Source organism: Neptunomonas sp. ABH4_499 (genome assembly GCF_056160565.1).
This window is the reverse complement of record NZ_JBSWXK010000012.1, coordinates 14513-40007: the sequence shown is the minus strand read 5'-3', so window position 1 is coordinate 40007 and position 25495 is coordinate 14513. Positions and strand designations below refer to the sequence as shown.

At 50.2% G+C, this 25495-nt stretch carries 28 protein-coding genes, 1 tRNA gene and 1 pseudogene; 5 read left to right on the top strand and 25 right to left on the bottom strand.

All coding sequences use genetic code 11. The features are described from left to right. Window positions 1-51: 51 nt before the first annotated feature. The 4 genes and pseudogenes from ACXAF9_RS13185 to ACXAF9_RS13170 form a co-directional block, all read right to left on the bottom strand. On the bottom strand, window positions 52-2010 hold the full coding sequence (locus ACXAF9_RS13185) for an alkaline phosphatase D family protein (protein WP_475074992.1): 1959 nt from the start codon (window positions 2008-2010) through the stop codon (window positions 52-54). Between the two features lie 114 nt (window positions 2011-2124). After that, the gene (locus tag ACXAF9_RS13180) at window positions 2125-2916 is read right to left on the bottom strand and encodes a CLCA_X family protein (protein ID WP_475074989.1); all 792 of its coding nucleotides are present in this window, start codon (window positions 2914-2916) and stop codon (window positions 2125-2127) included. 9 nt (window positions 2917-2925) lie between these two features. Then, on the bottom strand, window positions 2926-3588 hold the full coding sequence (locus ACXAF9_RS13175) for a carbonic anhydrase (RefSeq protein ID WP_475074986.1): 663 nt from the start codon (window positions 3586-3588) through the stop codon (window positions 2926-2928). A gap of 112 nt (window positions 3589-3700) precedes the next feature. Then, a pseudogene (locus ACXAF9_RS13170) lies at window positions 3701-4908 on the bottom strand (pyruvate carboxylase subunit B). 247 nt (window positions 4909-5155) lie between these two features. Between ACXAF9_RS13170 and ACXAF9_RS13165 the strand changes: the two are divergent. Continuing rightward, a complete protein-coding gene (locus tag ACXAF9_RS13165; protein WP_475074982.1) occupies window positions 5156-6454 on the top strand; it encodes an NtaA/DmoA family FMN-dependent monooxygenase in 1299 nt (432 codons plus the stop codon). Window positions 6455-6456: 2 nt separating this feature from the next. Here ACXAF9_RS13165 and ACXAF9_RS13160 read toward each other — a convergent pair whose 3' ends face one another. Next, window positions 6457-7266, bottom strand: coding sequence for an IclR family transcriptional regulator (locus tag ACXAF9_RS13160; protein ID WP_475074978.1), 810 nt, complete (start codon window positions 7264-7266; stop codon window positions 6457-6459). Window positions 7267-7423: 157 nt separating this feature from the next. On the opposite strand from ACXAF9_RS13160, the gene ACXAF9_RS13155 reads away from it, so the two are divergent. Beyond that, a complete protein-coding gene (locus ACXAF9_RS13155) occupies window positions 7424-9496 on the top strand; it encodes a TonB-dependent receptor (RefSeq protein ID WP_475074974.1) in 2073 nt (690 codons plus the stop codon). A gap of 62 nt (window positions 9497-9558) precedes the next feature. Here ACXAF9_RS13155 and ACXAF9_RS13150 read toward each other — a convergent pair whose 3' ends face one another. From ACXAF9_RS13150 to ACXAF9_RS13135, 4 genes are read right to left on the bottom strand one after another with little or no spacing between them, the layout of a single operon-like run. Next, complete coding sequence (locus ACXAF9_RS13150) at window positions 9559-10521, bottom strand: ABC transporter substrate-binding protein (protein WP_475074971.1); 963 nt, start codon at window positions 10519-10521, stop codon at window positions 9559-9561. 9 nt (window positions 10522-10530) lie between these two features. After that, window positions 10531-11580 carry a FecCD family ABC transporter permease gene (locus tag ACXAF9_RS13145; RefSeq protein ID WP_475074969.1) on the bottom strand — a complete coding sequence of 350 codons (1050 nt, stop codon included), beginning with the start codon at window positions 11578-11580 and terminating at the stop codon, window positions 10531-10533. Then, window positions 11577-12593, bottom strand: a complete 1017-nt coding sequence (locus tag ACXAF9_RS13140; RefSeq protein WP_475074965.1) for a FecCD family ABC transporter permease — start codon at window positions 12591-12593, stop codon at window positions 11577-11579. The genes ACXAF9_RS13145 and ACXAF9_RS13140 overlap by 4 nt, the downstream gene beginning before the upstream one ends. After that, complete coding sequence (locus tag ACXAF9_RS13135; RefSeq protein WP_475074963.1) at window positions 12593-13366, bottom strand: ABC transporter ATP-binding protein; 774 nt, start codon at window positions 13364-13366, stop codon at window positions 12593-12595. Before ACXAF9_RS13135 ends, ACXAF9_RS13140 begins: the two co-directional genes overlap by 1 nt. Window positions 13367-13612: 246 nt before the next feature. On the opposite strand from ACXAF9_RS13135, the gene ACXAF9_RS13130 reads away from it, so the two are divergent. After that, window positions 13613-13861, top strand: a complete 249-nt coding sequence (locus ACXAF9_RS13130) for a hypothetical protein (protein ID WP_475074960.1) — start codon at window positions 13613-13615, stop codon at window positions 13859-13861. On the opposite strand, the gene ykgO is transcribed toward ACXAF9_RS13130, so the two are convergent. The 6 genes from ykgO to ACXAF9_RS13100 form a co-directional block, all read right to left on the bottom strand. Further along, window positions 13858-14001, bottom strand: a complete 144-nt coding sequence (gene ykgO / locus ACXAF9_RS13125; RefSeq protein WP_475074958.1) for a type B 50S ribosomal protein L36 — start codon at window positions 13999-14001, stop codon at window positions 13858-13860. The genes ACXAF9_RS13130 and ykgO overlap by 4 nt on opposite strands. Window positions 14002-14014: 13 nt before the next feature. Beyond that, window positions 14015-14269, bottom strand: coding sequence for a type B 50S ribosomal protein L31 (locus ACXAF9_RS13120; RefSeq protein ID WP_475074956.1), 255 nt, complete (start codon window positions 14267-14269; stop codon window positions 14015-14017). Between the two features lie 117 nt (window positions 14270-14386). Continuing rightward, window positions 14387-14971, bottom strand: a complete 585-nt coding sequence (locus tag ACXAF9_RS13115) for a LysE family translocator (protein WP_475074954.1) — start codon at window positions 14969-14971, stop codon at window positions 14387-14389. Window positions 14972-15019: 48 nt separating this feature from the next. Then, window positions 15020-15847, bottom strand: a complete 828-nt coding sequence (locus ACXAF9_RS13110; protein WP_475074952.1) for a helix-turn-helix domain-containing protein — start codon at window positions 15845-15847, stop codon at window positions 15020-15022. A gap of 85 nt (window positions 15848-15932) precedes the next feature. After that, entirely contained in the window at window positions 15933-16304 is a 372-nt protein-coding gene (locus tag ACXAF9_RS13105) for a YbaN family protein (RefSeq protein WP_475074950.1), read from the bottom strand. A 70-nt stretch (window positions 16305-16374) separates the two neighbouring features. Continuing rightward, window positions 16375-17304, bottom strand: coding sequence for a LysR family transcriptional regulator (locus ACXAF9_RS13100; RefSeq protein ID WP_475074947.1), 930 nt, complete (start codon window positions 17302-17304; stop codon window positions 16375-16377). A 120-nt stretch (window positions 17305-17424) separates the two neighbouring features. Between ACXAF9_RS13100 and ACXAF9_RS13095 the strand changes: the two genes are divergently transcribed. Together ACXAF9_RS13095 and ACXAF9_RS13090 are read left to right on the top strand one after the other, a co-directional pair. Then, complete coding sequence (locus tag ACXAF9_RS13095; RefSeq protein ID WP_475074945.1) at window positions 17425-17841, top strand: VOC family protein; 417 nt, start codon at window positions 17425-17427, stop codon at window positions 17839-17841. 25 nt (window positions 17842-17866) lie between these two features. Beyond that, on the top strand, window positions 17867-18460 hold the full coding sequence (locus ACXAF9_RS13090) for a glutathione S-transferase family protein (protein WP_475074944.1): 594 nt from the start codon (window positions 17867-17869) through the stop codon (window positions 18458-18460). 607 nt (window positions 18461-19067) lie between these two features. On the opposite strand, the gene ACXAF9_RS13085 is transcribed toward ACXAF9_RS13090, so the two are convergent. The 10 genes from ACXAF9_RS13085 to pheT all read right to left on the bottom strand — a co-directional run bounded on the left by ACXAF9_RS13085 (window position 19068) and on the right by pheT (window position 25486). Continuing rightward, a complete protein-coding gene (locus ACXAF9_RS13085) occupies window positions 19068-19169 on the bottom strand; it encodes a hypothetical protein (protein ID WP_475074941.1) in 102 nt (33 codons plus the stop codon). A gap of 16 nt (window positions 19170-19185) precedes the next feature. Then, complete coding sequence (locus tag ACXAF9_RS13080; RefSeq protein ID WP_475075177.1) at window positions 19186-19353, bottom strand: GNAT family N-acetyltransferase; 168 nt, start codon at window positions 19351-19353, stop codon at window positions 19186-19188. 12 nt (window positions 19354-19365) lie between these two features. Beyond that, window positions 19366-19521, bottom strand: a complete 156-nt coding sequence (locus ACXAF9_RS13075) for a hypothetical protein (protein WP_475074939.1) — start codon at window positions 19519-19521, stop codon at window positions 19366-19368. 30 nt (window positions 19522-19551) lie between these two features. Beyond that, window positions 19552-20232, bottom strand: a complete 681-nt coding sequence (locus ACXAF9_RS13070; protein ID WP_475074937.1) for a penicillin-insensitive murein endopeptidase — start codon at window positions 20230-20232, stop codon at window positions 19552-19554. A 25-nt stretch (window positions 20233-20257) separates the two neighbouring features. Further along, complete coding sequence (locus ACXAF9_RS13065; RefSeq protein WP_475074934.1) at window positions 20258-20719, bottom strand: hypothetical protein; 462 nt, start codon at window positions 20717-20719, stop codon at window positions 20258-20260. A 179-nt stretch (window positions 20720-20898) separates the two neighbouring features. After that, window positions 20899-20975, bottom strand: a tRNA-Pro gene (locus ACXAF9_RS13060). Window positions 20976-21060: 85 nt separating this feature from the next. Beyond that, window positions 21061-22290, bottom strand: coding sequence for an FIST signal transduction protein (locus ACXAF9_RS13055; RefSeq protein WP_475074933.1), 1230 nt, complete (start codon window positions 22288-22290; stop codon window positions 21061-21063). 150 nt (window positions 22291-22440) lie between these two features. Beyond that, a complete protein-coding gene (locus ACXAF9_RS13050) occupies window positions 22441-22800 on the bottom strand; it encodes a MerR family transcriptional regulator (protein ID WP_475074930.1) in 360 nt (119 codons plus the stop codon). Next, on the bottom strand, window positions 22772-23083 hold the full coding sequence (gene ihfA / locus ACXAF9_RS13045) for an integration host factor subunit alpha (protein WP_475074926.1): 312 nt from the start codon (window positions 23081-23083) through the stop codon (window positions 22772-22774). The genes ACXAF9_RS13050 and ihfA overlap by 29 nt, the downstream gene beginning before the upstream one ends. Window positions 23084-23098: 15 nt before the next feature. Further along, window positions 23099-25486 (bottom strand): phenylalanine--tRNA ligase subunit beta, encoded by a 2388-nt coding sequence (pheT, locus tag ACXAF9_RS13040; protein ID WP_475074922.1) that lies wholly within the window; start codon window positions 25484-25486, stop codon window positions 23099-23101. Window positions 25487-25495 lie beyond the last annotated feature (9 nt).

Below are 25495 nucleotides of genomic sequence, written 5' to 3'. Positions count from 1 at the left end.
TGAATAAGTTAAAGCGCTAGTGTACAAGAATGCCATCAAAAGGTATTGGCTTTACTCCCAGCGGGGCTGACCTTCTTCTAACTCAAAATCCACATCCGCTTGGTTGGCACACAGTTGTCGAACGCGATTGGGCGCACCATAATCATCCAGCATCACCCAACCAATGCCAGCCGCATTCAAAAGTCGCTCCCCTTTGGCCGTATTCTCAGGCCGCCTTGGGGTGATCTTCATGCGACGTCGCTTAGTAAACCAGTTCAAAGGGGATGACGGTGCATACAGCCATCGGTTCAAACGGTCGAACACATCCAGCAACTTAGGCGGAAACTCGTTGCGAATCCCGCTGCTGGTAATCTGCCAAATATTGGGGCTGTTTTTTTGCCCACGTAGCTCAATGTCGTAAACAAACGAGTAATGCACATCGCCCGATAAAATCACAAAATTATGCGGTGTCCGTGGATGACGAAACAGATTCATCAAAGCATGTGCCGCCCCTTTATGCGCCATCCAGTTTTCGGCATCCACCAGCAGCGGGTGGCCAAACCAGGTAAACACACGCTGAATATTTTCGATCAACTTAACACCAAAGACGGGCGCCGGAGAGACCATCACCACCGCTTTATGGTCCAACAAAGTATGCTGTAAATCGGTCAGCGCCTCCCAATCCATCAAACCTGAGGGTTTATTGATGCTGCTTTCCGAGCGCCAGCGGTGGGTACGTGTATCGAGCACAATCAAAATGGGCTGGGTGTCCCACTCGTAATGCCATTGATTAAAAGCAAAGAGATCCGTTAACACTTGATCATGCACTTGACTGCCGGGCGCTTTAAACGCCGACCGGACATCGTTGACTAACTTTTCCGGGAATTTTTCGGGCGCATTACCAAAGCCTTGAAACACAAAATACGCCAATAACGCATTACCAATGACTCGACGCGACAATGGGTGCTCATAGGCGGCCTTTTCCCAGGCCGCGGTTAGGTTCCAATCGTCGGTGACATCGTGATCATCAAAGATCATCGCGGTAGGCAGATGTGCAAGCACACGCTGCACGCTCGAGAGTGACTCTACAAACCCCTTAAGGGGCACCACCTCTTTCTCGAAACGCTCGCGTTGCTCGGTATCCTCGATGCAAGCCGGGCACGACCAATTCACCGAGGCCCATAAAGCAGGCGACCACACCATCAAATACATGGTGACCATTTCGGATAACGTGATCAGATGGTTTTTGGCGTTACTCGACGTAAAAACCGACTTTTTAGCCCCTGAAAAAAACTGCTTTCGAAGTTTTCCGGCCAACTCGGTTTTCGGTAGAACCTCGTCGCGCTTGTAGTAATAGGGATGGGTATAGCACAACTCGCGCGAATCATTAAGTTCGGTACCGTCTAACGGCTCTGGGGTAAAATCCAGTCGGTCAATCACCTGATGGATCGCGCTCAACATTGGGCCTGCAACATCGTCGGCGTAGACCTGATCGCCCGTCATCAATAAGAGCGATGGCCATTCAGCTTGTTCGCCAATCTGCGCTTCGGTGTGGTCCTTCAGTAAGGATTGCAAGAAGGCATCGGCACGCACCAAACCATCGCCACTGTCGTTTTTTTCGACGGATTCGGCTGGCATCAGATGCGGTTTTCGACAAGAGCCATGCAGCAAGGAGTGCATTTTGCGCTTTAGCACAAACCCTGGCGTCGAGCGCTCTTCGTAGCACAGCCCTTCAACAAGATCAGTTACCGCGTAGGTCTTGGACTCATCAGAGGGTGTCAGCGAGATCGAGTAGTTAATCCACTGATCAAAAGGCAACTTGGAACTTGGCTTTGCGATCAAAAGAGTTTGATACACCGATGGCGATAGCTCAATAGACTGCACATCCAGTTCACTGAGTGCAATCTCCCCCTCACCGGAGGAGAGCTCAACCTGCCACTCGCACGCCTTAGAGGTTACAAGCCAGAGGATCGCCTGATCAGCGGTGACTCGCCTAAGAATCGGCCCTGCTAACACCAAGGGTAAAGCCATTAAGTACTGCTACCTCGTAGAATCGTAACGTTAAGTTATGACTCTAATGTAAGGCTTTTGATCCAAATATGAAGCAAATTAAATGATCTTTACCTTATTAACAAAACGTAACGCTCATTGATTTTCGCGCATGAGCGCACGGCCTAACGCCCCAAAATAGGCTTGAAAAGCTACGTTGCAGCGCTCGCGTTGATCGCCTTGCGGATAGAGACCGGCTTTAGCCTCGGGGGATTGTTTGGTGCCTTTCACCAAAAAGTGATTAGTGACGGCCGCATCCTGTACAAAGGCTTCAAAGGCACGGGCGCACAGTTCCTCTGGCAGGCTGTAATACAACTGACCAAGCGATTGATCCATGTTGGCCGACGCTTCAAACATCTCACTTGGGCCATCCCCTTCATCATCAAGGATGACCGCTTTTAAGCAGGCAAGGTAGAGATCATTCAGCGGGTGCGCCACAGGGGTTGCATCCATCAACCAGGCTTTGGACGCAAACAGGTGACTGGGCGCATCGGCAAAGACACGCGGGCCTAAATAATGGTCCAACGCATGAAACCATTCATGTGCAATGCTGCCAGGGCCTGCGTTTTTTGCTAATGCAAAACTGCGCTCCGATGGGCTGTAATGGGCCGCAACGCCAGGTCGTCCGCCTTTGCCATATTGCAGCGCTAATGAGCCACGCAACGAGATTAAGGTTTCAGGGCCATTCAGAATCAACATCAAATCGCACAAGGCATCATAAAAATGCGCGGCGGCTACGTGTTGTTCTTGCTGGGTGACCCATTTACCAATGCTGATGGCGCGAAAATCAAATCGCTTTCGGATATCAACAAAGCCTACCTCCTTTGCCTGACGATGATCAGGCCCGTTTCGGAAGTAGGCTTTGGACGGTTTGGAGTTCTGTGTCACTGAACCGGATTACGCTTCCACTTTTTTGATGATCTCATCATAGTGCTCACCAAAATCGCGGAACGACGTATCGTGCTGGCTGCAGCAGCGGATGGTTCCGGACTTGATGTTGTACACCCAACCGTGAATTTCCACTTTGTGGGTCGCCATTTTTGCCGCGACGACCGGGTGCGTTTTCAAATGCTGCACTTGCTGAAGTACGTTTTCTTCGATCGCTTCGTTTAGGTGCTCGCCACCCACCGGGCAATCGGCCGGGATATCGTGACGCTCGCGTACGATTTCCATAGCTGAACGGCAGTGACCCAACCACTCTTGTACGTGCGGTAAGCCTTTAAGACCATCAACATCCAGTGCGCCTTTAACTGCACCGCAATCGGTGTGGCCACAAACGATGATGTGACGAACACCCAGCACGGCAACCGCATACTCAATGGATGCGGTCATACCACCGGTTTCATTGCTGTGCGGCGGGATAATATTACCGGCGTTACGGCAGATAAACAGATCCCCAGGGTGGGAGCCCGTTAACAAGTTAGGGTCGATTCGGGAGTCTGAACAGGTGACGAACAGAACGTCTGGATTTTGACCGGTTGCCAAAGTGCCAAACAAGTCTTTACGCTCAGGATAGATGTTTTTCTTAAATTCCAACACACCACGGATGATCTGATCCATTACCACTCCAAGTTCTTACGTTTCTCGTTCTCGTTGGGTACGACCAAAGTCGCACCCTTTTATAGTGCGGCTAAGATACCAAGAGTGGCCTTAGCCGACCAGTGAAATTGACTTATGCAATTTCAATCAGGACTTCACCTGGGGTCACACGATCGCCCTTTTCAACATACACGGCTTTCACTTCGCCTGCGATGTTAGCGTGCACTTCGGTTTCCATCTTCATGGCCTCCGTTACTAACACTCCTTGCCCGGCTTTAACCTGATCACCAACAGCCACCAGCACATCGACAATGTTACCCGGCATGGTCGCACTCACGTGACCTGGTTCAGTCGCTTTTTTGCGGCCGCTTTTGGTCTCTGCGACATAGCTGTTCAATGGCTGGAATAACACTTCCTCAGGCATACCATCCAATGACAAGTACAGTTTGCGATGACCTGAATCCGAATCGCCCACACCGGTGATGGCTACTTCGTACGTTTCGCCGTGTACATCGATTTTAAATTCAGTCGCAACGCCCGCTTGTGCCTGTGTTTTGCCGGCTTGTTCTTGTGGTAACAGCGCTTCTGGCTGCAAGGTGCCTTCTTGACGTTGTTTCAAATACTCACGCCCCAAATCTGGGAACATGGCAAAGGTCAAAACGTCCTCTTCCGATTGAGCAAGGTCTCCGATCTCGCTGCGCAGCTTGGCTAATTCGGGTACGAGTTGATCTGCAGGACGCCCCTCTTCTACAAGCTCGCTGCCGATGGCTTTCTTTTGCAGCTCTTTATCCACCTCGGCCGGTGGTTTGCCGTACCCACCTTGCAGGTAACGCTTCACTTCGTTGGTGATCGTTTTATACCGCTGACCGGAAAAATGTTATAGACCGCTTGCGTGCCCACAATTTGAGACGTTGGTGTCACCAGTGGAGGGAAGCCCAAATCCGCACGAACACGCGGGATCTCATCAAACACATCGCGGATTTTATCCAGCGCGTTTTGCTCTTTTAGCTGATTCGCTAAGTTGGACATCATGCCGCCTGGCACTTGGTTGATCTGAACCGAGACATCTTCGCGGGTAAACTCACTCTCAAACTGATGGTACTTCTTACGCACATCGCGAAAGTAATCAGCAATCTCGGACAATAACTCCAAATCTAACCCAGTATCGTATGGGGTGTCTTTCAGGGCCGCTACTTGCGATTCGGTTGCCGGGTGGCTGGTACCGCCGGCCCACATGGTGGCGGTGAAAAAGGTAAAACCTAGTAGAACGATCGAGGTGGATAACAATCCTTTTCGATCCGATTGTGGCACTTCACTGAGTGGATAATCATGCACTGCCATGTTGCTGCCCTCCCGATTGAGTATGAGCAAGCCTTGCAAATGGCGTACCTAAATAAAGCTGACCTTTTGGTCAAACCGTCTTTAAACGTGCTGAAAAATGAGCAAAAGTATGGGTATTGGTTTGGTTTTAGTGCAGGAACCTCCAAATTCGTTGCGAATGAAACACACATCAACTCAATCCCCTCTTTCCAAATAAAAATGAGAATTGCTATCATCTACTAATTGATACACCAGCATAGGGATCATCATGAGTCAGCCTCTTCATATTGGAATGTCACTTGCCCCCACTTGGCTAAGCGGTGAAGCTTGGCGTCGAAAGGATAGCCGGATTGATGAGCAGTTCTCTGTACCCTTTTACCAAACTGTTGCCGCAAAAGCGGAAGCTGCGCATCTGGATTTTCTCTTTTTGCCCGATACGCTTTTTTTAGACCAAACCGCTGTACAAAAAGGCGGTGGCTTTGCGGGGTTAGATCCCACCTTATTATTGGCGGCGCTAAGCCAGTCGACATCTCATATTGGACTATTGACCACGGCGTCCACCACCTTTGGTAATCCCTATTTGTTGGCTCGGCAGCTACAGACCATGAACTGGTTAACTCAAGGTCGCATTGGTTGGAATATTGTAACGGCACTTGGGGGGCAGCATAATTTTGGGCTGGATCAGATGCCCTCTTCATCGCAGCGCTATCAACGCGCCAAAGAATTTACCGAGGTAGTGCAAGCCCTTTGGGCTAGCTTTCCAAGTGATGCCCTTAAACGCGACCGAGACGCCGGCGTATTCGCCGACCCATCTTGCATTCACCCGATTGATCATAAAGGCGACTTTTACGCAATTGATGGGCCATTGAATACGCCCGCTTACCCCGCTGAGATTCCTTTAATCCAAGCAGGCGCTTCCGATATTGGCCGACAGTTTGCGGCTTCTGTCGCTCATGCGGTTTTTGCCGCCACTCCAGACTTATCGGCCGCCAAGGATTTACGATTCGACTTGCGCTCCCGCGCGAAGGGCCTTGGACGCAACCCTAATGATGTCCGAGTATTGCCAGGGCTCAGCTTATATCTTGCCGACACAAAGGATGAGGCGAAAGCCTTGTATCTGGAAACGCATAGCCGGGTGGATCAACAGCGTCGAATTGGTTTTGTCGAAGAGTGCACAGGGCTGTCCCTAACTGACTGGCCATTAGATAAGCCAATCACGGAGCGTGACTTGCCAGCCCACCGCGGTAAAGTCAGAAGCCAAACCCATGCAGACCTTGTTACACGATTGATCAAACGCGAAGGGCTCGGTCTTGAAGCGCTATTACAGCGCCCCGAGGTGATTGGATCGGCCCATTGGCAAGTGATTGGTACGGTGGAGGATGCTTTCAAAGCCATTCAGGACTGGCACACCCAAGAGGCCATTGATGGTTTTATCTGCACACCTGGCGGGTCTTGGGGGTCTGTGGGCTTAGCGCTCACCCAATTGATGCCGATGCTGGCCGATGCGGGATTACTACGCCGCCATTATCAGCACACCACCTTTATGGGGCATTTAACCGAATCCTAGAGTTAATGCCGAAAGCGCTCTGTACCTGTGAGTTGCGCGATAGTCCTGGCCACCTCTTTCAAAGGTACGCTGACATCAGGTTGCTGCCCCAGATGATCAACCGTGGTCACAAGGCAGGCGACCTCCCCCTGCGCATCAAAAACAGGGGCCGCTTGACCGGTAATTTCAGGGATAAGGTGACTGCGCAATGCCAAAAATTGCGTCTCACGGATCTGCTCAAGCTGCTCTTGCTGTGGCGGCTCGCCTCGAAAGTGCGCCGGTTGATAATCACGTGCCACTTTAATCGCCGATGGGTGCATATAAGCTTGAAACATCAATCCACAGGCGGTGTTGTCTAGGGGCAGTATTTCACCGAGCGAGAGCGGATTGATCGAAAAATAAGCACTTTTATACCATCGAATTAAAGCCGGCCCCCGTTCTGTCCAAATCGCAATACCGCACCCCGCCTGAGCGGTTTGCGCCAAGAGTTTCATCTGCTGCGATGCGACCTCAATAGGATTGATACGACGAATGGCTGACACACCTAAAGCAATCGCTTGAGGGCCTAGGTCGTAAAACCCCGTAGCGGCATCTTGCGCCACCATCCCCTCTTTGACTAACGACTGAAGGTAGCGATGCGCCATCGAGGCACCCGCCTCGGCACGTTTTGCAATCTCGCCAAGCGGCAGTGGACAATCCGATTCATTAAGGACGTTTAAAAAACGCATCGATACCGATACGGACTGAACCAAACCCGATTGTTTTTCCACCCAACTGTCTCCCATCACATCAACGGTGGCAAAGAGTGCCACAGATTCAAATCGAACGCACATACCTTGCTGTTCACGCCCACAAGGTACATAGGCTCATTTATCAAACAATAAATGATAACAATTTTTATTTAGATTTATTGTTTTTTAGAATGCATTTTGTATTATGGAATGGTTTTTTAACTTTCCTTTGATTTGTGAGTTGTATCAGGTAAACCCAATGGCTACTTTTTCCAGACGTTCTTGGAACGCCGCACTCTTTACCCCTTGCCTTTTGGCAGCAGCAATCGCTCAGGCGGATGACTCCCCCTCATCTGAGGTATCCCAGTTACCTGTATTAATGGTAACTGGCGAGAAAATGGACCGTACTATGCAGGACACCGCTTCAGCGGTAGGCGTTGTTACGAGACAGCAGTTGGATGATCAATCTCAAGCATGCTCGGTGTCCGATGCAATAAAAGATTTCCCCAACGTGTTTTACACCGACACCACTGGCGCACCGATCATTCGTGGGCAGGACACACAAGGGCCCAATTTTGGCTCTTTGGCCTTCTTTGGCGGGACAGTGCCGCGTGCCGCCATCAACCAAGATGGGCACTATTTAAGCTTCTATGAGTTTGTCTACAGCTCTGCCTCGATTTGGGATTTGAACAACATCGAAGTCTTTCGTGGGCCGCAAACGTCATCGCAAGGTGCGAACAGCATCGCAGGCGCCATTATTGTTAACACCAACGACCCAAACTTTACCCGTGAAGGTGCGGCTCAATTGGAAGTCGGTACGGATCAGCGCCGTCGTGCCTCGCTGATGTTATCGGGCCCGTTGAATGAGGATGTCGCGGCACGCATCGCTTTGGATTACAACAGCAAAGACACCTTCATCAAATACACTCGATCTGACTTTGCCAAAGGTGACACCGATCAGGACTTTGAAAATAAAAATGCGCGCATCAAACTGCTCTGGCTGCCCTCCTCTGTGCCAGAGTTTGAAGGTAAGCTGACCTATAACCACATCAGTAACCAAGCCCCAACATGGGAGTCTGCATCTCAGCCTTATAAAGATTTGGAGAACGCGACAAGCTCTATGCCCAACTGGGTTATGGACGCCGATACGTGGGTAGCGGATACCCGCTATGAGATCAATGATCAAACCACCGTCCACAACCAGCTGCAGTACACCGATTTGCATGTGGATCGCGTTAGCGAGCCCTTCAATAGCGGCCAAGCCTTGATCGAGCAGGAAAACGTCTCCAATGAAACGCGCATCAATTTCGGTACCGAAGATGGCGTACTCAAAGGCGTTGCAGGGCTTTATGTGGCTAAAACCACGTCCGAAGACACACTGTACATGCGGGGCGTGTCTCAGTTTGATGATGAGAAACGTCAAACAGGCCTATTTACTGAAGTAAATTACCAACTGACTGATCGTTGGCTCTTAACCGGTGGACTGCGTTACCAACAAGATCATGTAAAACGCAGCGGTACCTCAAGCTACGCGAGCGGCCCTCTCTCTTTTGATGAGACCTTTACCGCATGGCTGCCACGCGTGTCGCTGGCGTATGACGTGTCGGAACACACTACCGTCGGTGGCTTAATCAGCACCGGCTACAACCCAGGCGGTGTGAACTTAAGCTTTGTCAGCCAAGACTTCATCACCTTTGATGAGGAGCGCGTCACTAACTACGAGCTCTTTGCCCGCACACGCCTTTTAAACGAACGCTTAGGCCTTTCAGCAAACCTCTTTTACAGTGATTACAAAGACTCTCAACGTTTGCTGCCCAACTATTTAAACGGCGTTCAGTACGGCAGCATCGTTGTGAATGCCGAGGAAGCAACGGCGTATGGACTTGAAGTAACTGCCGACTACCAAGCCACACAAGCCCTTTTATTGCGCAGCTCATTGGGCTTATTGCACACCAACATTGGCTCCTTTACCAGCGAAGGGGGCGAGTCGTATGAAGGCAACGAGTTTGGTAAAGCACCGGGTGTGATGATGAGTTTAGGCGCCGATTGGCGTGTGGCTCCGCAATGGCGTTGGTCGGGTGAAGTCCGCTATATGGATGGTTACTACTCAACCGATAAAAACGAAGCCGCCTACGAGGTAGACAGCTATCGTGTTGCCAATACCCGCCTAGCCTATACCCCAACGGATGACCTTGAGTTTTATCTATACATCAACAACCTGTTCGATGAGCGAGCAGAAACCTATCTTTATGATGACCGCGCCGTGGGCGGTATTGTGGCCAACATGCTCGAGCCTCGCCAAGCGGGTTTAGGGGTTAAATACCAGTTTTAATCGATCACTTCCCTTCCGATCCAAAGGCTCTGTCGCTTTCGCGAAGAGCCTTTTTTTATCCATCACAGTTTTGATTGATCAAGCCATGCTTCTATTTGATCAAGGGCATGCTCGGCACTGGCAATGGATGGTGTCGTCACTTTACCAGAATCCAAATACAGGATGCGCCCCTCACGTGCCGGGACGAGAAACTGCTTCCACCCAGGCAGAATCCGATCCATAGACGCTTGTGTCTTGCTAGGAGAGCGATCCGCTTCGTTGTAGCTATTGAGTAAAATCAATAGATCGGGGTTAAGCTGACCGATAATTTCGGAGCTGATCGGCACAATGAAGGTCGACCCCAAACCGGAGCGTTCATTTTTGTCCTGATACGCTAGGCGTTTAAAGCCTAGATTTTCCATCGCTTGCACCGCCCCTGACATTTCACCGATGGCATTGACTTGATCGGTCAAGAATAAACCTAAATACGTTGGTGGCTGGTCATATTTGGGCAGCTTCGCTTTAACCTCGCTCAAGCGATGTTGGTAATGGGCTAAACGCTCTTCGTACTGATCTGTCCGATTAACCACATGTGCTAAGTCCTTCTCGGGGGATACGCCAGACACCCGTCCAGTACTGCTGTTTTGCAAATAAACAGGCGCAATGCTCGAAAGTCGTGCGGCTTTATCTGCGTCGTATTCGGTGCCAATGATGAGGTCCGGCTCTAGGGCATTTAATTTCTCTATATCTAAGTTACCCAGCGCACCAACCCCGTGAGGTTTAGGGCCCGCTTGGCCAAAAATCTCGTGATAGAAATCCACCGACATTAGGGACTCACCCTGATCCGTTCGGCCATAGCTACCGATGGGCGCTAATCCAAGGTCCGTTAACGGTACGCCCAACAAAGGCTCGTGTAGAACCACCACCCGAGCCGGATGGTCAGGCACACTGACCGAACGCCCCGTCGAGTCCGTTAAGGTCCGCTCGGCCAACGCAGAGTGAGCCGTCATTAAACCGATCAAGACCGCTAAACACTGTCGTTTCATGTGTTCTCCTTACCTTGAGCGAGACCCAAAGGATCGCACCCGCATCATGACAATAAACATAGGTACCCCAATCACAATCAAACTGAGACCCAATGGGACAGGTGTGTTGGCAGACATTAGCCGTGTGAACAAATCGGCAGCAATCACGAGCAAAGCCCCCATCAAGCCCGCTAACCACAACCGAATACGACCACTTAATGGGCATAACCAGCTCACCAAGTGCGGGGCTAATATGCCCAAAAAGGTCACAGGCCCAACGGCGGACACCGCCACCGAACTCATCGTTACCGCCAACACCAATATCATCGGACGAGTCACCCGGGTAGGCTCACCTAAAGCGGCGGCCATATCCTCCCCTAGCTCGTAACGACTTAACGCGCGGCCAACCCAGATAACAGCGGGCACACTGATCAACAACCAAGGCAATAAAGAGGACACGCTGTCCCAACTGGCTTGAAACAAAGAGCCACTCAACCAAGCCGATACGCTGTAGGAGGTTTCAGGCGGGGTATATAGGAGCAAAACCCCATTTAATGAAGACAGTACGGTGTCGACGGCGATGCCCATCAGTAAGATTTCGAGACCTGTCTGGGTAGAGCGCCCCACTAAACCAATCAAGAGGAACGCCACCGCACTGCCACCTAAAATGGCCACCAATGGCAACCACACCAAGTTGATGTGCGGCATCACAATTAAAGTCACCAAAATGGTGAGCATCGCCCCTTGGCTAAGCCCCAGCAGGCCAGGTTCTGCAATCGGATTTCTGGATAAGGCTTGCAGCATCACACCGGTCATGGCCAAGTTCCAACCCGCCAATGCCCCAAGCAACAGACGAGGAAGCCGAACATCCCAAAGGGCAAATGCCTGAGCGTTGGTTAACGCCCCATTCCAAAATGATGCTAAAGGGATTTCCGTGGTGCCTAACAGTAAAGAAAGGCCTGCTAAACCCATGATCAAAACCAGCAAAACTACGCCTAGAATGATCGCTGATACGGGGAGTAACAGCCCGCCTACACGCCACAATCGACGTCCACTGGTGGAATATTCAACCCCCATCATGCGCTGCGATCTCGTTTGATACTGCGGCTTAGATAGTAGTGTCGCACCACCCAAACAAAGAACACGCCCCCCACAAGATCCATCACCAGCCCTGTATTCAAAAGATAAGGGGCGATGATCGTCCTTGCGATTAGATCCGCCAACACGCACAGCACTGCGCCCACTAAGGCACACGCGGGCAAAGTTCTTGTAAACTTCGCCCCAACGACCGGCCGGACTATATGCGGGACCATCAACCCGATAAACGCAATGGGGCCACTGACGGCCACCGCGGAGCTGGCCCCTAATACCACCGCGATGAAAGCAATGCGGGTTAACCAAGATGTCGAAACACCCATTGAGGCTGCTTTTTCATGCCCCAACAGCAGCAAAGAAAGCGGCCTTGCTAAGGCCATTAGAGCAACGATAGATACAAGGCCAATGGGATAGAAAGCCGACAAACGCTCTACATACACATGGCTGATATTGCCCACCGCCCAATTTAAGAAATCCGTTCGGCGTGTTGGGTCCGATAACAAAATCGCATTGGCGATACCGGCCAACAGCATTGAGATTAACACCCCAGAGAGCACCAATGAGACGCCTAACACCTCTTTGGTACCGGAAATGGATTTGGCCATCAAAGATGCAGCAAAAAAGGCCAAGCAACCGCCCAATATGGCAAAAACACCTTGTGCCACCAGCCCGAAATCACTGTAAAACACACACAGCAAGGTGGCGGTCATCGCACCTGCGTTGATCCCCAATGTCGAGGGCGAGGCCAAGGGGTTTCGTGTAAGCCCTTGCAGAATGACACCTGAGACTGCCATCACCGCCCCACAATAAAGGGCAATCAGTACCCGAGGCATGCGCTGATACTGAATCAAAGTATGGTGGTATTGTATGGGGTCAAATGACACCAAGGCCTTGATGACCTCTTGAGGGGAAATCCAAACTGCGCCCACACTCAGACTGACCATTGACAAGATCACCAGTAAAACACCATTGCCTACCCAAAACGCAGTGCGGCCCATCAAAAGGCGACCTGATGTTTAGGCAGGCAAACAAGGCGATCATCTCGATAAAAGACATCGGCCTCGACATCAAACACCGCTTGGATTGTGCTCGGCGTTAATACCTGATGAGTATCACCGCTGTGAACTAAGACGCCCTCTTTCAGGAGTAAGACATGGTCCGCAAAGGAGGCGGCAAGATTTAAATCGTGCAAAACCGTGACAATCATCTTCCCTTGGGTGCTTAACCTTTTTAAGAGCGCCAAAATGGAATACTGGAAATGCACGTCAAGATGATTAACCGGCTCGTCCATTAGGATGCACTCTGCATCCTGAGCCAACACCAAAGCGATCCACGCCCGCTGTTTTTGGCCACCCGAAAGAGTACTAAGGCGACGATTGGCCTCGTTTTGTAAGCCCACCGTCTCTAACGCCTTGTGAAATAAACGTCGGTCATCCGCACTTGGGCCGCTGAACATCGATTGACGCGTGTAGCTGGCCATTTCGATTAGATCCCCCAGCAACATGTAGTCGGGGCTGTGGCTTTCCTGGGGTAAATAAGCAATCCGCGAGGCGATCTGTTTTCGACTGAGCTGATCTAGCGGCTCACCTTGATAGGTTGTCGTACCGGATTGACGAGGTATCAGTCCCAACATCGCTTTAAGCAAGGTGGACTTACCGCATCCATTAGGTCCAATTAAAGCGGTGATGGCCTTATCCGGAAATTGACACGAGACATGGGATAACACGGTACGATGCCCATAGGACACCGTCATTTCTGATACTTCCAGCACACTTGGCCCCTTAGAACGAATGATGTTAGCACCATCACACGCAGCGTTCAGACAAGGCCATAATGTTAATGAGATTCGTTATCGCTTTCAATAAAATCAGAATGCATTCCGATATAAGGAATCAAAAATCCAGACCATTCAGCGGCACCTGTTGCGTCGTCTTAACCCGATCCAACGCCACAATCGTTCTAAACCACTTAACGTTAGGATTATTCACCGAACACGTCCCTTGGCGTTATCCTAAACGTGCTTGGGGCGATCAGCGCGGCCGCATTGGGGCTGCAGTCCCTATCTTCACCGCATTTAAACCTAACTCTGTTTGGGCTTTTGATCTATGTTGAGCCGGTTTTCTTAATGCTGGCAGCTTGGCTGCTCGGCGACACTCTAGAGCCAGGGGAGTGGCCAACCTACATCGCTATCTGGTTGGCCGTGATGCTGCTTGTGGCAGAAGGGGTCATCAGTCTACAAAGGAAGCAGCGAAAACAGCGTGCTTAACGCTTCTTCTTTACCGTTCCTTGGCGCGCTTTAAATCGCGGGTTGGATTTACAAATCACGTAAAACCGCCCGCGACGCTTCACAACCTGACAATCAGGATGGCGCTTTTTAGCACTCTTTAATGAGCTAACCACGTTCATACTTCTCTCCTACTTATCCTTGAGCACGTTTGCCAAAGCGTTTGTTGAACTGTGCGATACGTCCTTCGGCACGGGCCTGTTGTTTTTCACCGGTATAAAACGGATGCGATGCGCTGGATACATCCAATGTGATGAGGGGATAGGCTTGCCCATCGTCCCACACAACGGTTTGGTCGCTGGTCGCGGTAGTGCGGATTCGAAAGTCCCGCCCGCAACTGGTGTCTCGAAAAATAACGTAGCCATAATCGGGATGAATGCCTTTTTTCATAAAACCTCCATATGTTATATCATAACAATTGTAACCTATTCTCATTATCAATAACAATAGAGTGATCAGAGCTCCATAACGTCACGTATCTCGTTAAGCTCGCGAAGAGGGTAAGTCCTAAAACGACATCACACTTGAAACAATGAACTGAGCAGCAAGGTATCCTAAAAGTACCGCCATCAACCGGTTGATCCATACAAGCACCGAAGGTCGGATTCGTTTGCCCATCCACCAGCCAGCCATCAGATACACGAGTGGTGCCCCAAAGGCCATCACTCCCAAAATAAGAGAAGGCGCGACCACCTGCCACCCGGCTAGGCCAACCTTAGGAAACAAAACACCGACAATCGGCAAGACCGCTATCATGGATTTCGGGTTTGTGATCTGCATGATAAAGCCTGTTTTAAAACCCAACTGAACCTTGGTCGCCTTTGTTTCGCCACTGGCTTTGAATAAGCCAAACGCCAGATACGCAATATAAACACCACCCACAAGACCAATCCCTTGTTGCATCCATGGGGGAATAACCTGGCCGCCCAAAGCGCCCACCACTAAGAATAACAGTGCCATGGCCGCACCAACGCCAACACAAAAGAGCAGGGCTGATCTTAGCGTTTCCGTCATACCCGTCATTAACGCAAGGCCGTTAACTGGCCCTGGGGTGTACATAACACCAAACGCAAACACCAAAATTTCGAGCATAAAATCCCCTTCTGTTTCCAGAATAAAAAGTAAAGGTTAGGTTTTTGGTTAACGTATCAAAAGGCGCTGATACTGGTGAGGCGTCATCCCAAACACCGGCTTAAAGCGGCGATTAAAATGGCTAAGGTCATTAAACCCTAAGTTGTGAACCACATCGGTCAGCGACATGCCGGATTGTAGAGCTTGGCGCGCTCGATTAACGCGGCTGTTTAACCAATACTGATGCGGCGTCATGCCTGTGTAGGCCTTAAAGCGCCGCAGAAAATGGAATTTAGATAAACACACAACACTCGATAAGCGATCCAGATTGACCTCTTCATGGATGTTGTCTTGCAGATACTCGATGGCCCGCTCAATGACTCGGTCTTGTTTAAAGGCGATCTCTTTTGTTCGCACACGTTGGATCGACATCAGATACGCCAGCATATCGAATAACGTGGACTCATATTCGCTGGCGGTCGCATCCGCGTTCTCGGTGATGGCGCAGAGTCGTAACACCCACTGCTTGAGTGTGGGATCTTCAAGCACAGGACTCTTAATCCGAAACATCCCTTGGGCTAGATCGAACGCCTCCAAAACAGAATCGACCTGTGTTGGATTTACGTACAGCATGGTGTAGTTAAGGACAGAGCCATCCCCTGAGGAGCCATCGTGGGCGTCGCCAGGGTTGAATAGGATCAAATTCCCGGGGTAGCTGTGGTGCTGCTCACCCAGCGAGTAAAAATCTTGGCGACCGCTTAAGGTAACGCCAAACGAATACTCATCATGCGCGTGCATACCGTAGGAGAAATCGGTCATCGAGGCTTTGAGCAGAAACACATCCCGCAACGCATCGTTTTGCGCGTAGTAAAAGCGGTTGTGTTCGTTACGAGCCATAAGAGGTGCCTTAGATCTATCGAATGTGAATCATCAATAGCATCACTCTAGCAAACAACCACGGCTTAAGATTGGATAAAATTGCTCAGTGCCGGTCCGAGGGCACCGGCAAGCGCCATAGCCAGATCAGAATAGCCGCCATCGTGATGGCGATGACGAAAAACCACACATTAATGCCATAGCGATACACTACAAGGCTCAGGCCAAATGCCATGCCAAGAGTTGCGAAGATTTTCGCTGATAAGGGGACTGCGCGATCATCTTGCCAGTTACGCAGATGATGGCCAAACTGCGGATGGTTTAGGAGCCAATCGTGCAACTGCGGCCACCCCTTACCCGCTGCCCAAAGCGCCATAATCAGGAAAACCGTGGTCGGCATCACCGGTAACATAGCACCAATAAAGCCTAACGCTATAAAAAAGAGGGCGAGTAATCGCCAAAAAAAAGTACCGAGCATTACACGCTTGTGCTCTGTTGTGAAAAAGGCAGGGTCATTTGACCAGATGTGAGGTTAATTGCAAGAACCCTTAACCATTTTTAAGACATCTGGCGGACAATTCACTGTCCATATCCGATAAAGCCGCTTCAAGCTTAGAGACCACCCAATTTAAAAAGTTTCGAACCCTTGGGGATAACAAGCGTGAATGGGGGTACACAAATTGGACAGGTACCGGTGGTTGCTCAAAATCACCCAAAACACGCACCAATTGCCCAGATTGAATCGCCTCAAACGCTTGGTAACTAAGAAGCTTCACAGCTCCCAAGCCCTCTTTCGCGGCATTAAGCGCGACATCGATTTGATTGGTAGTGAGCCTTGGATGATGCACCTGCACGGTTGTTTTACCGGATTCGAAAAACAGCCACTCCCGACCAAAAGCGGTTTCGTTAATGGTTGGCCAATGACTTAGATCACTTGGGTGCTCTAGTGGCCCAAACCGCTTAAGGGCCTCTGGACTTGCGAGGACAACACCACTCACCTGCCCTGCTCGTTTCGCTACCAGCGAGGAATCCGAGAGGTGACCAATACGCAACGCCAGATCAAACCCTTCCTCGATGATGTCCACGACCCGATCCAGCAGGATCAACTCGATGTTCACTTGCGGGTGCTGTGAAAGATAAGCGTTGATCAAAGGAGCCAAGTGTAAACGCCCAAAGGTGACTGGCGCAGTGAGTGTGAGCTTGCCAGAAATCGTTTCGCGACGAAGATCAATCGACAGCTCCGCGGCTTCAACATCCGCCACGATCTTACGGCAATGCAAAAGGTACTCCCGACCATCATCGGTCAGCGAGATGCGCCTTGTACTCCGATTGAGCAACCGAACGCCTAAATGCGCCTCGAGTTCGGCCAACGTGCGCACCACCGCCGCCGGGGATCGGCCAATCTGTTCAGCCGCCTTAGAGAGCCCGCCTTGATCAACAATCGCCACAAAGACCGACATGGCCTTGAGTTTATCCATCTATTTATCAGCTTTTCTTAATAATATTATCAAGAATACAGCATTTATTTCGTTTTATGGAGCTGACTTAATAGCCAAACACCGCCTCACACGATAGGCAACAGAAGATAGGAGCAAGGCATGCAAGCGGGTTTGAGCGGCCACACCCTAACGGCTTTTGATCACATTGGGATTCGCGTATCGGATAAATCCAAGGCGACTCGTTTTTATGAGCGCCTTGGGTTTCGTCAAACGGGGTACTTTTCAACCCACGAAGCCAATGAGATGACCAATCAGCATGGGCTTAGGATCAATCTCATCTTCAACGCAAGCTCAAGGGCCGGTAACAATAATGTGCTGTTGGATCAGCCGATCAAATGGCCTGGCGTGACCCATCCAGCCTTTGTGGTGGACGATCTCTATCAACTCAGGGACTGGCTATTGGAAGAAGGCATCACGATTACCGAAGACATCCATCCACTGGGGCCACGGCGGATCACCTTGTTTATCCGAGACCCTGATGGCAACGTACTGGAATTTAACCAACTCACCTCGTAAAGCGAATAACAACAAGGAGCGACCCATGAAACTGTACGATTTAGAACTCTCTGGTAACTGCTACAAGGTACGACTGCTGGCTGCACTCGCCGGTATTGAGCTTGAGATCATCCCAGTGGACTTTCTGGACGGTGAGCACAAGCGCGCACCCTTGATCGACAAAAACCCATGGGGCGAGATCCCAATCTTAGAGGATGACGAACTGATCTTGCGTGATTCACAAGCCATCTTAATCTACCTTGCTAAAAAGCACGCCGGTGCTCAGTGGTGGCCAGAGGAAGCCGCGCAGCAAGCTCAAGTGGCACAGTGGCTATTTACCGCCGCGAATGAGATCCAACACGGCCCAAACGCCGCGCGATTGGTCGATAAATTTGGCTATGAGCTGAACAAAGCGGACACCTTGGCCATGAGCGATCGCATCCTTGCTTTACTTGAAAGCCATTTAGCCCAGCACGACTGGCTTGCGTTGAATCGCCCAACCTTGGCCGAGTGTGCGGTGTTCCCATATGTGGCCTTGTCTCACGAAGGTGGAATCCAACTGGATCAATACCCTGCCATAGGCCGCTGGATGGATCGCATTAAAGCCCTTCCAAACTTTATCACCATGCCGGCTATCTAACGTCATCGGGTAGGCATTCGCTGTATCGCCTACCCTCTTTCCATTCGGTTTACATAAGTTTTCGATCGATCCAGATCGCTTTTGCTAACTTCTAGAAGGGGAAAGTGCTCATAAGTCACCCGTCTTAGTAAAAACGATGTTTTTCTAAGCACTTTAAACGATTCACCGTTTTTATATCCAATGTAAGACTCGCCTCTAACAGAACCCAATAAGCCGTTCCGATCTTCGAAATAGACGTACTCAACATTGCCAGTCATCGTGTATTTCATAGTATTTGATAGAAAAGACACATCGACGGCCTCCTGCTCATAAACAACCTGATCGACAGCCAGTAGCCCCAAAACCAAAACAAGCAAACACAGAGCCCAAGCCTTTTTCAGCGAAAAAAGCATATATCTTAAGTGGAACATAACCTTGACATCCCTTTCACAAAAATCACTCACATTGAGGCAAGACTTTCTTTAATTCGCTGTCTATATCCAAAATAAAAAACCGATATTAATAGAAATTCAGGAAGGCCCAGTGATACAGATATTGAGAAGAGATTTCAGTGCTAGTCATTAAGGAAAAGAACCACAAGGAGCGTCTAAGTGGAACCTCACTTTGCTCACTCTAAGAGCTTCTCTAAATACAAAGTTTGAAAGACAAGCCCAGAAACCTCAGCGATGTCCCCCTCTTTAACGAACCCGCATCGTTCGTAAAATGGCACAGACGGTAACGAAGCCCTAACGGACAATGGGGTCAACCTTCACAAAGGGTAAAATGGCCGACAACAGCGCTTGACCTACGCCTCTTCGTTGCGCGCAGGGATCAACAAACAGCATCGCAAGGTGCTTTCCCTCTTTTAACTCGATAACACCCACGATTTGCGCGCCTTCCTTAGCCGTAAGAATGACGTTGCCGCTCTACATTCGGCTTTTATAAGCCTCGGGCGTTGCCAGTGCTTTAAATGCCTCAACGCCCTCTGGTTTTACCGTATCTGCGACATCTTCCATAAAGGCACGTAACGAAATTTGGCTAACAATATCCGTATCTTGCGCTGACAATGGCTGAATGTGCATACCGAGCTTCCTTAAAATGAGATCCGTTCATCATTGGCAAGGTATCACAAAATCAACGTGATAATGCTCATCGTGTCTAACCCAAGAACGCTTTTTAGACAGTTGAATATGCGATTGTATGTATCGAGAGTACTGAGTTTTGAAAAGCCCAGCTTGTAGCTCTGGGGCAAAGATCACGCGCCAAATTTTATATCCACGCGCTTTAGCGCTTTTATCCAGAGCAACAAGGTGAGCCGCGAGCGCCTCATAATCGATCCGATATTTGTCATACTGCCCACGACGGCTAAACTCGATGTTATAGCCGAATTTATTTAATGGGTGGGTCGGTAAATGGACGGAATTACCTTCATCGTCCATCACAGGTGTCATGAAATCGACTGACAACCCATTTTGATGGGTTTTATGGGGGCGAAACAGACCACCCTCTTCAAATCCGGTCTCAGCGTATTTATACACTTTTTGAGGCTGATCATGTTCGAGAGATGAATAGGCATCCAGCAGGATATCTCTAACCTCTGAGTGAACATAAGTCCGCCCAGCTAGACTTGCCGTGTAGCTGTAGGTGACAAAATTAACACCACTTGATGGCAGCTTAACGCCACCCTCAAGCGAACCGTTCGACGTTGTGCCATGACATACACTTTTTGCATTTATCATGGTCGACATTAACATCAAAACAGCGGTTATGATCGAGACTTTAGCGATTGGCATCGTAAACACTTAATCTCGATAGAGTCTACAACGACAACCAACCAGAATCGGGATCATTACCGAAGCTATCAAGCGAAGCCCGGCCTACGTAGGTGTGTTGGCAATGGTGACCGTAGTAAACAGGGAGTAAATCTTCCGGTAAGGTGACGGTTACTTTCCACTCGTAACTTTCATTGGCCGACAGCACTTGGGCATCAGCAACCGTTACATGATGACTGTGGGTCACCGTTTTCACCGTATGGTCACGAGTTGAACTGCTCACGTCGCCATCCTCGCTGGAACGCTCGGTCACCCTGACCTTAACTCGCTCACACCCTTCAATATCAAAGTACACTCGGCTAACTTTTAAATCTTGATCACCAATGGTGGCCTTCACTGTAATGTCGAAGGGCTTTCCTAACTCCATACCCTCTGTTTCAAAATAAACAGTCGCACCGCCGCCTGTAAGCGCATTTTTGAAGGATTTAACTTTGTCGAAAAAACCCATGGTATTCATCCTTGAACCGTTTGAAAGGAAGCGAAAATTACCATAGAAGAGCATCAACGACTGTAGGAAAAATTAGTATTTCGCCCTGTTACTTGTAAAAAGCAAACTCAGATTTAGGCCCAAAAAAACCCCAAGGCTTTATGGTTCTAAAATAATCCATTGAATTTAAAGAGAAAAATTGGTCGGGACGGCAGGATTTGAACCTGCGACCCCTTGCACCCCATGCAAGTGCGCTACCAGGCTGCGCTACGCCCCGACTAAGGATGTGAGATGGCGAAAGCACCTCACAAGAGAGGCGCTCATAGTAACCAAACTGATTGAATCTGTGAAGGTTTTTTTACTTACTGGGTGACGATCTCGTCGGCAATCACCAAAACCGTGGCGGTCTGGTTATAGTGCCCAACCGAGCCACCTTGGGTATGACCCTGCTCGCCAAAGGTGTTGAAACCGATCATCGGTACATCATCTCCGCAGACCTCTTGAATGATTCTAAGATCATTAACCCCCAACCGCGTTTTAAGCTGATGGCGAAGGATGCAGTTAAAGACGATGATGGCCGCAATTTTCTTCGGACTTCCCGCATCCACAATCGCTTTTTGCAGTGTTTCTCGAAACTGCTGCTCAGCAATGGCTTTATCCGTTTTCATGGCGCGCAAAAAAGCGCCGACCGGAATCTCGGCATAAAAGCTGACCGAGCCATCGGAGTTAAGCGCTTGAGCACTTTTGATGGTGTACTCACCAAAAACATCCGACGACTTAATCCCAAACGGGTGTTGTACAAACAGCTCGGGGGTCAAACCCCCTTGGCCCATCAAGTTGGACAACACCTCTTTGACAGGCTTACCGTTTAGCGTTTTAACAACACGCCCATCGGATTGGGTGACCACCGCGCCCTGCCCCGCGGGCAGATAAGGGTGCCCCATCGCCGTTCCCATTTTGATGGCCGTACTGAAACTTGCAACCACCGCGGTATCGGTTTTGACGCCATCACAGATTTGGTAGGAGATCGGCTCTTTCCCATCGCCCGAGGTGGAGCCGCCAATCACTTGGGCTACCGTTCCGGTTTCCAGTAACAGCGCTCTTAGGAAGGCTTCTTCTTGGGATGAACAACCGTCTGGTAACACAATGTTAACGCACGGCTTGATACGGGAGACTTCCGAGGCCCCTTTGCTGTCCAAAGCGATAGCCATTAAGGACATGACCGCAGGGTTTGATACCAACTTGCCTTGGGCTTCACGGATCGCTTGCTGAGCGGCTTTAACGGGGCGTATCGATAGTGCCTCGCCTGCACCAACACCAACGCTGAAATACGCACTTTGCAGCGCCATAATAACCACAGAGCCCGATTGTGGCTCTTGGTAAAGATGCGATAGCTCCCCGGCGGCACTGCCCCCGACAATAGGAACGTCTTGACCGACCGTATTTCGGACGGTGGTGTATACAGAGTTGATATCGAGTTCGATACTGACGAAGCAGAAAATAATATCGGGTTTACTAACCGGCTCCAGTGCTTGAGCAATGGCCGCTTTTGCATCTGTACTGTGTCCAACGCCAACCTTGATCACACTCATCTTCCTGATTCCTATTATTATGTGGAGACTGATAGAGCGTTCTTGATCCTAAACAAGATAGGAAAAATGACCAATACGTTGGGGGAAATTCGGTGCGAAAGTGCAGTACTTCCAGCCCAATGGGTTAACCCATTTGGGCTAGAAAGAGGATCAGCGTTGCTTGAGCGTATCGAGGATTTGCTCTAACTCGCTGATGGTTTGACGGATTAACTCTTTGTAGCGGCGATTTTCATCCACGCCCTGATCACCACTGAGCCACTGCTTCGCACCCGAGATGGTGTATCCCTGGTCATGAAGTAGGCTTTTGATCTCGCGGATCAGGATAATGTCCTGCTGCTGATAATAACGCCGGTTGTTTCGCTTAACCGGCTTTATTTGATCAAACTCTTTCTCCCAGTACCGCAAAACGTGCGCTTTAACTTCGCACAGCTGCTCAACTTCACTGATTTTGAAGTATTTTTTGGGAGGAATAGCGGGTAGATCAGGCTGACTGGGACCTGCTGTCTGCATAGTCGTCTACACGGTCCTTAAGTTTCTGGCCTGGTCGGAAGGTCACCACTCGGCGGGCGCTGATCGGTACTTCTTCACCGGTCTTTGGGTTGCGCCCAGGCCGTTGGCGCTTATCACGCAGGTCGAAGTTGCCAAACCCGGACAACTTCACCTGCTCGTTAGCGGCGAGGCTTTCACGAATTTCATCAAAAAAGGATTCAACCATTTCCTTTGCTTCGCGCTTATTGAGACCTAACTCCTCGAACAAACGCTCTGCCATGTCTGCCTTAGTCAAAGAACTCATGAACACCACCTTTGCTTAATCTCTTAATGTTGCTCCTGCATGTGAGGACAGTGCATCAAGAACCTGGTTAATGGATTCGTTGATCTCCTCGTCATTAAGAGTGCGCGAAGGATGCTGATAGGTCAAGCCCAAAGCGATACTTTTTCGTCCTACTTCAATGCCTTGCCCTTGGTAAACGTCAAACAAGAGCACATGCTTGAGGAATTCACCACCCGCATTGAGCGCTGTCGTGCGAAGAAGATCGTATGGGGTTTTCTCATCAACGATCAACGCAAGGTCACGACGCGACTCAGGGAATTTAGACAATTCCTGATAGCGTGGCAGCTTACCTTCAATAAGCGGGTCTAAGCGCAGCTCGAACACGTACACAGGCGCATTTAGGTCCAGCGACTTGATCAAGCGTGGGTGCAATGCGCCCATGAAACCAACCGTTTCACCGTTACGCTCAATACGTGCACACTGACCTGGGTGTAAAGCAACGTGGGTATCCGCAACAAAGCGGTACTCGCTGGCCGCACCACCGAGTGCAAGCAGAGCCTCAACATCCGCTTTAAGATCAAAGAAATCAACCGGCTTAGACTTGCCAGTCCAGCCTTCTGGCTCACGGTTACCTGAGATCAAGCCCGACAGCACGTTCTCTTGGATCAGCTCTTCGCCAACACTTAAGAAACGCTGACCGGATTCAAAGAAGCGAACACGGTTTTGTTGGCGGTTCTGGTTGTACTGCAAGGCTTTAGCAAGGCCTGGCCACAAGGTTGTACGCATCACCGCCATCTCGGCAGAGATCGGGTTTGCCAACGCTAACGCTTCATATTGATCATCAAACTGCTTTTGAAGGCCTGCCTCAATAAAGCTGTAGATGATCGCCTCTTGATAGCCTAAAGCCACCAGCGAGCGGCGCAGTGTTTTGAGGCTGATCTTAGACTCATCACTTGGCACAAATGACAGAGCGCTGCTTGGCATCTTAACCGGTAAGTTGTTGTAGCCGTATACGCGCGCTAACTCTTCGATCAAATCCACTTCAATACTGATGTCGAAGCGATAAGAAGGTACATTAACGGTCCAGCTATCATCCGCATTGGCCGTCACACCTAAACCTAAACGCGTTAAGATCTCTTCGATCTCAGCTTTGGGCATATCGAACGCCAACATCTGATTCACTTTCGCTTGACGCAACGTGACGGTACGCGCTTTTGGCAGATGTTCGTCGCTTTTCGCTTCAACGATTGGGCCTGCAGCGCCACCGCAGATTTCAAGCAGCAATGCGGTTGCACGCTCCATAGCATCGTGCTGCAACTGATAATCGACGCCACGCTCATAGCGGTGCGAAGAGTCCGTGTGTAAGCCATATGAACGTGCACGGCCTGCAATTGCGATCTGATCAAAGTAGGCACACTCTAGGAAGATGTCACTCGCATCTTCGTTAACACCGGTGTCTTGACCACCAAAGATACCCGCCATCGCAACAGGGCCGTTGTGATCGGCAATGATCAACGTATCGTCGTTGAGCGTAACTTCGTTGCCATCCAGCAGCGTCAGCGTCTCGCCAGCATTTGGCATACGCACAACAATACCGCCTGAGAGCTTGTTCAGATCAAACGCGTGCATCGGCTGACCTTGCTCTAGTAGAACAAAGTTTGTGATATCCACAACCGGGTCGATCGAGCGAATCCCCGAGCGACGCAGCTTTTCTACCATCCAAAGCGGTGTTTCTGCCTTCACATTGATGCCTTTAATCACGCGACCTAGGTAACGTGGGCACGCCTGTGGCGCTTTAAGCTCAATCGGGAAGGTATCATCAATGCTTGGAGCCACTTTGGCGATCTCAACGTAGCTGACAGGCGCTTTGTTAAGTACACCGACTTCACGCGCTAAGCCCTTGATGCTCAGGCAGTCACCGCGGTTTGGCGTTAAATCCACATCGATGATCTGATCATCCAAATCAAGATATTCACGCAGCGACGTACCTACGGGCGCATCCGCAGCCAGCTCCATAATGCCGCCGTGATCTTCTGATAAACCAAGCTCGTCTTCAGCACACAACATGCCGTGGGATTCCACCTGACGCAGCTTCGCCTTTTTGATTTTGAACTCACCCTCGGGGGATGGAAGCACCGCACCGACTTTCGCAAAAGCCGTTTTTAGGCCTGCACGTGCGTTAGGGGCGCCACACACCACTTGGAAGGTTTCGGTGCCATCAGACACTTGGCACACTTGCAGTTTATCGGCATTTGGGTGCTGCTCGGCACTCAGAATCTCGCCGACTACAACATTGGAAAACGCTTTGGCAACAGGCTCTACGTCGTCCACTTCAAGGCCTGCCATGGTTACTTGATCAACCAGGCCTTGGGTATCAATGGATGGGTTAACCCACTCTCTTAACCATTGTTCACTGAATTTCATCTTACTTTC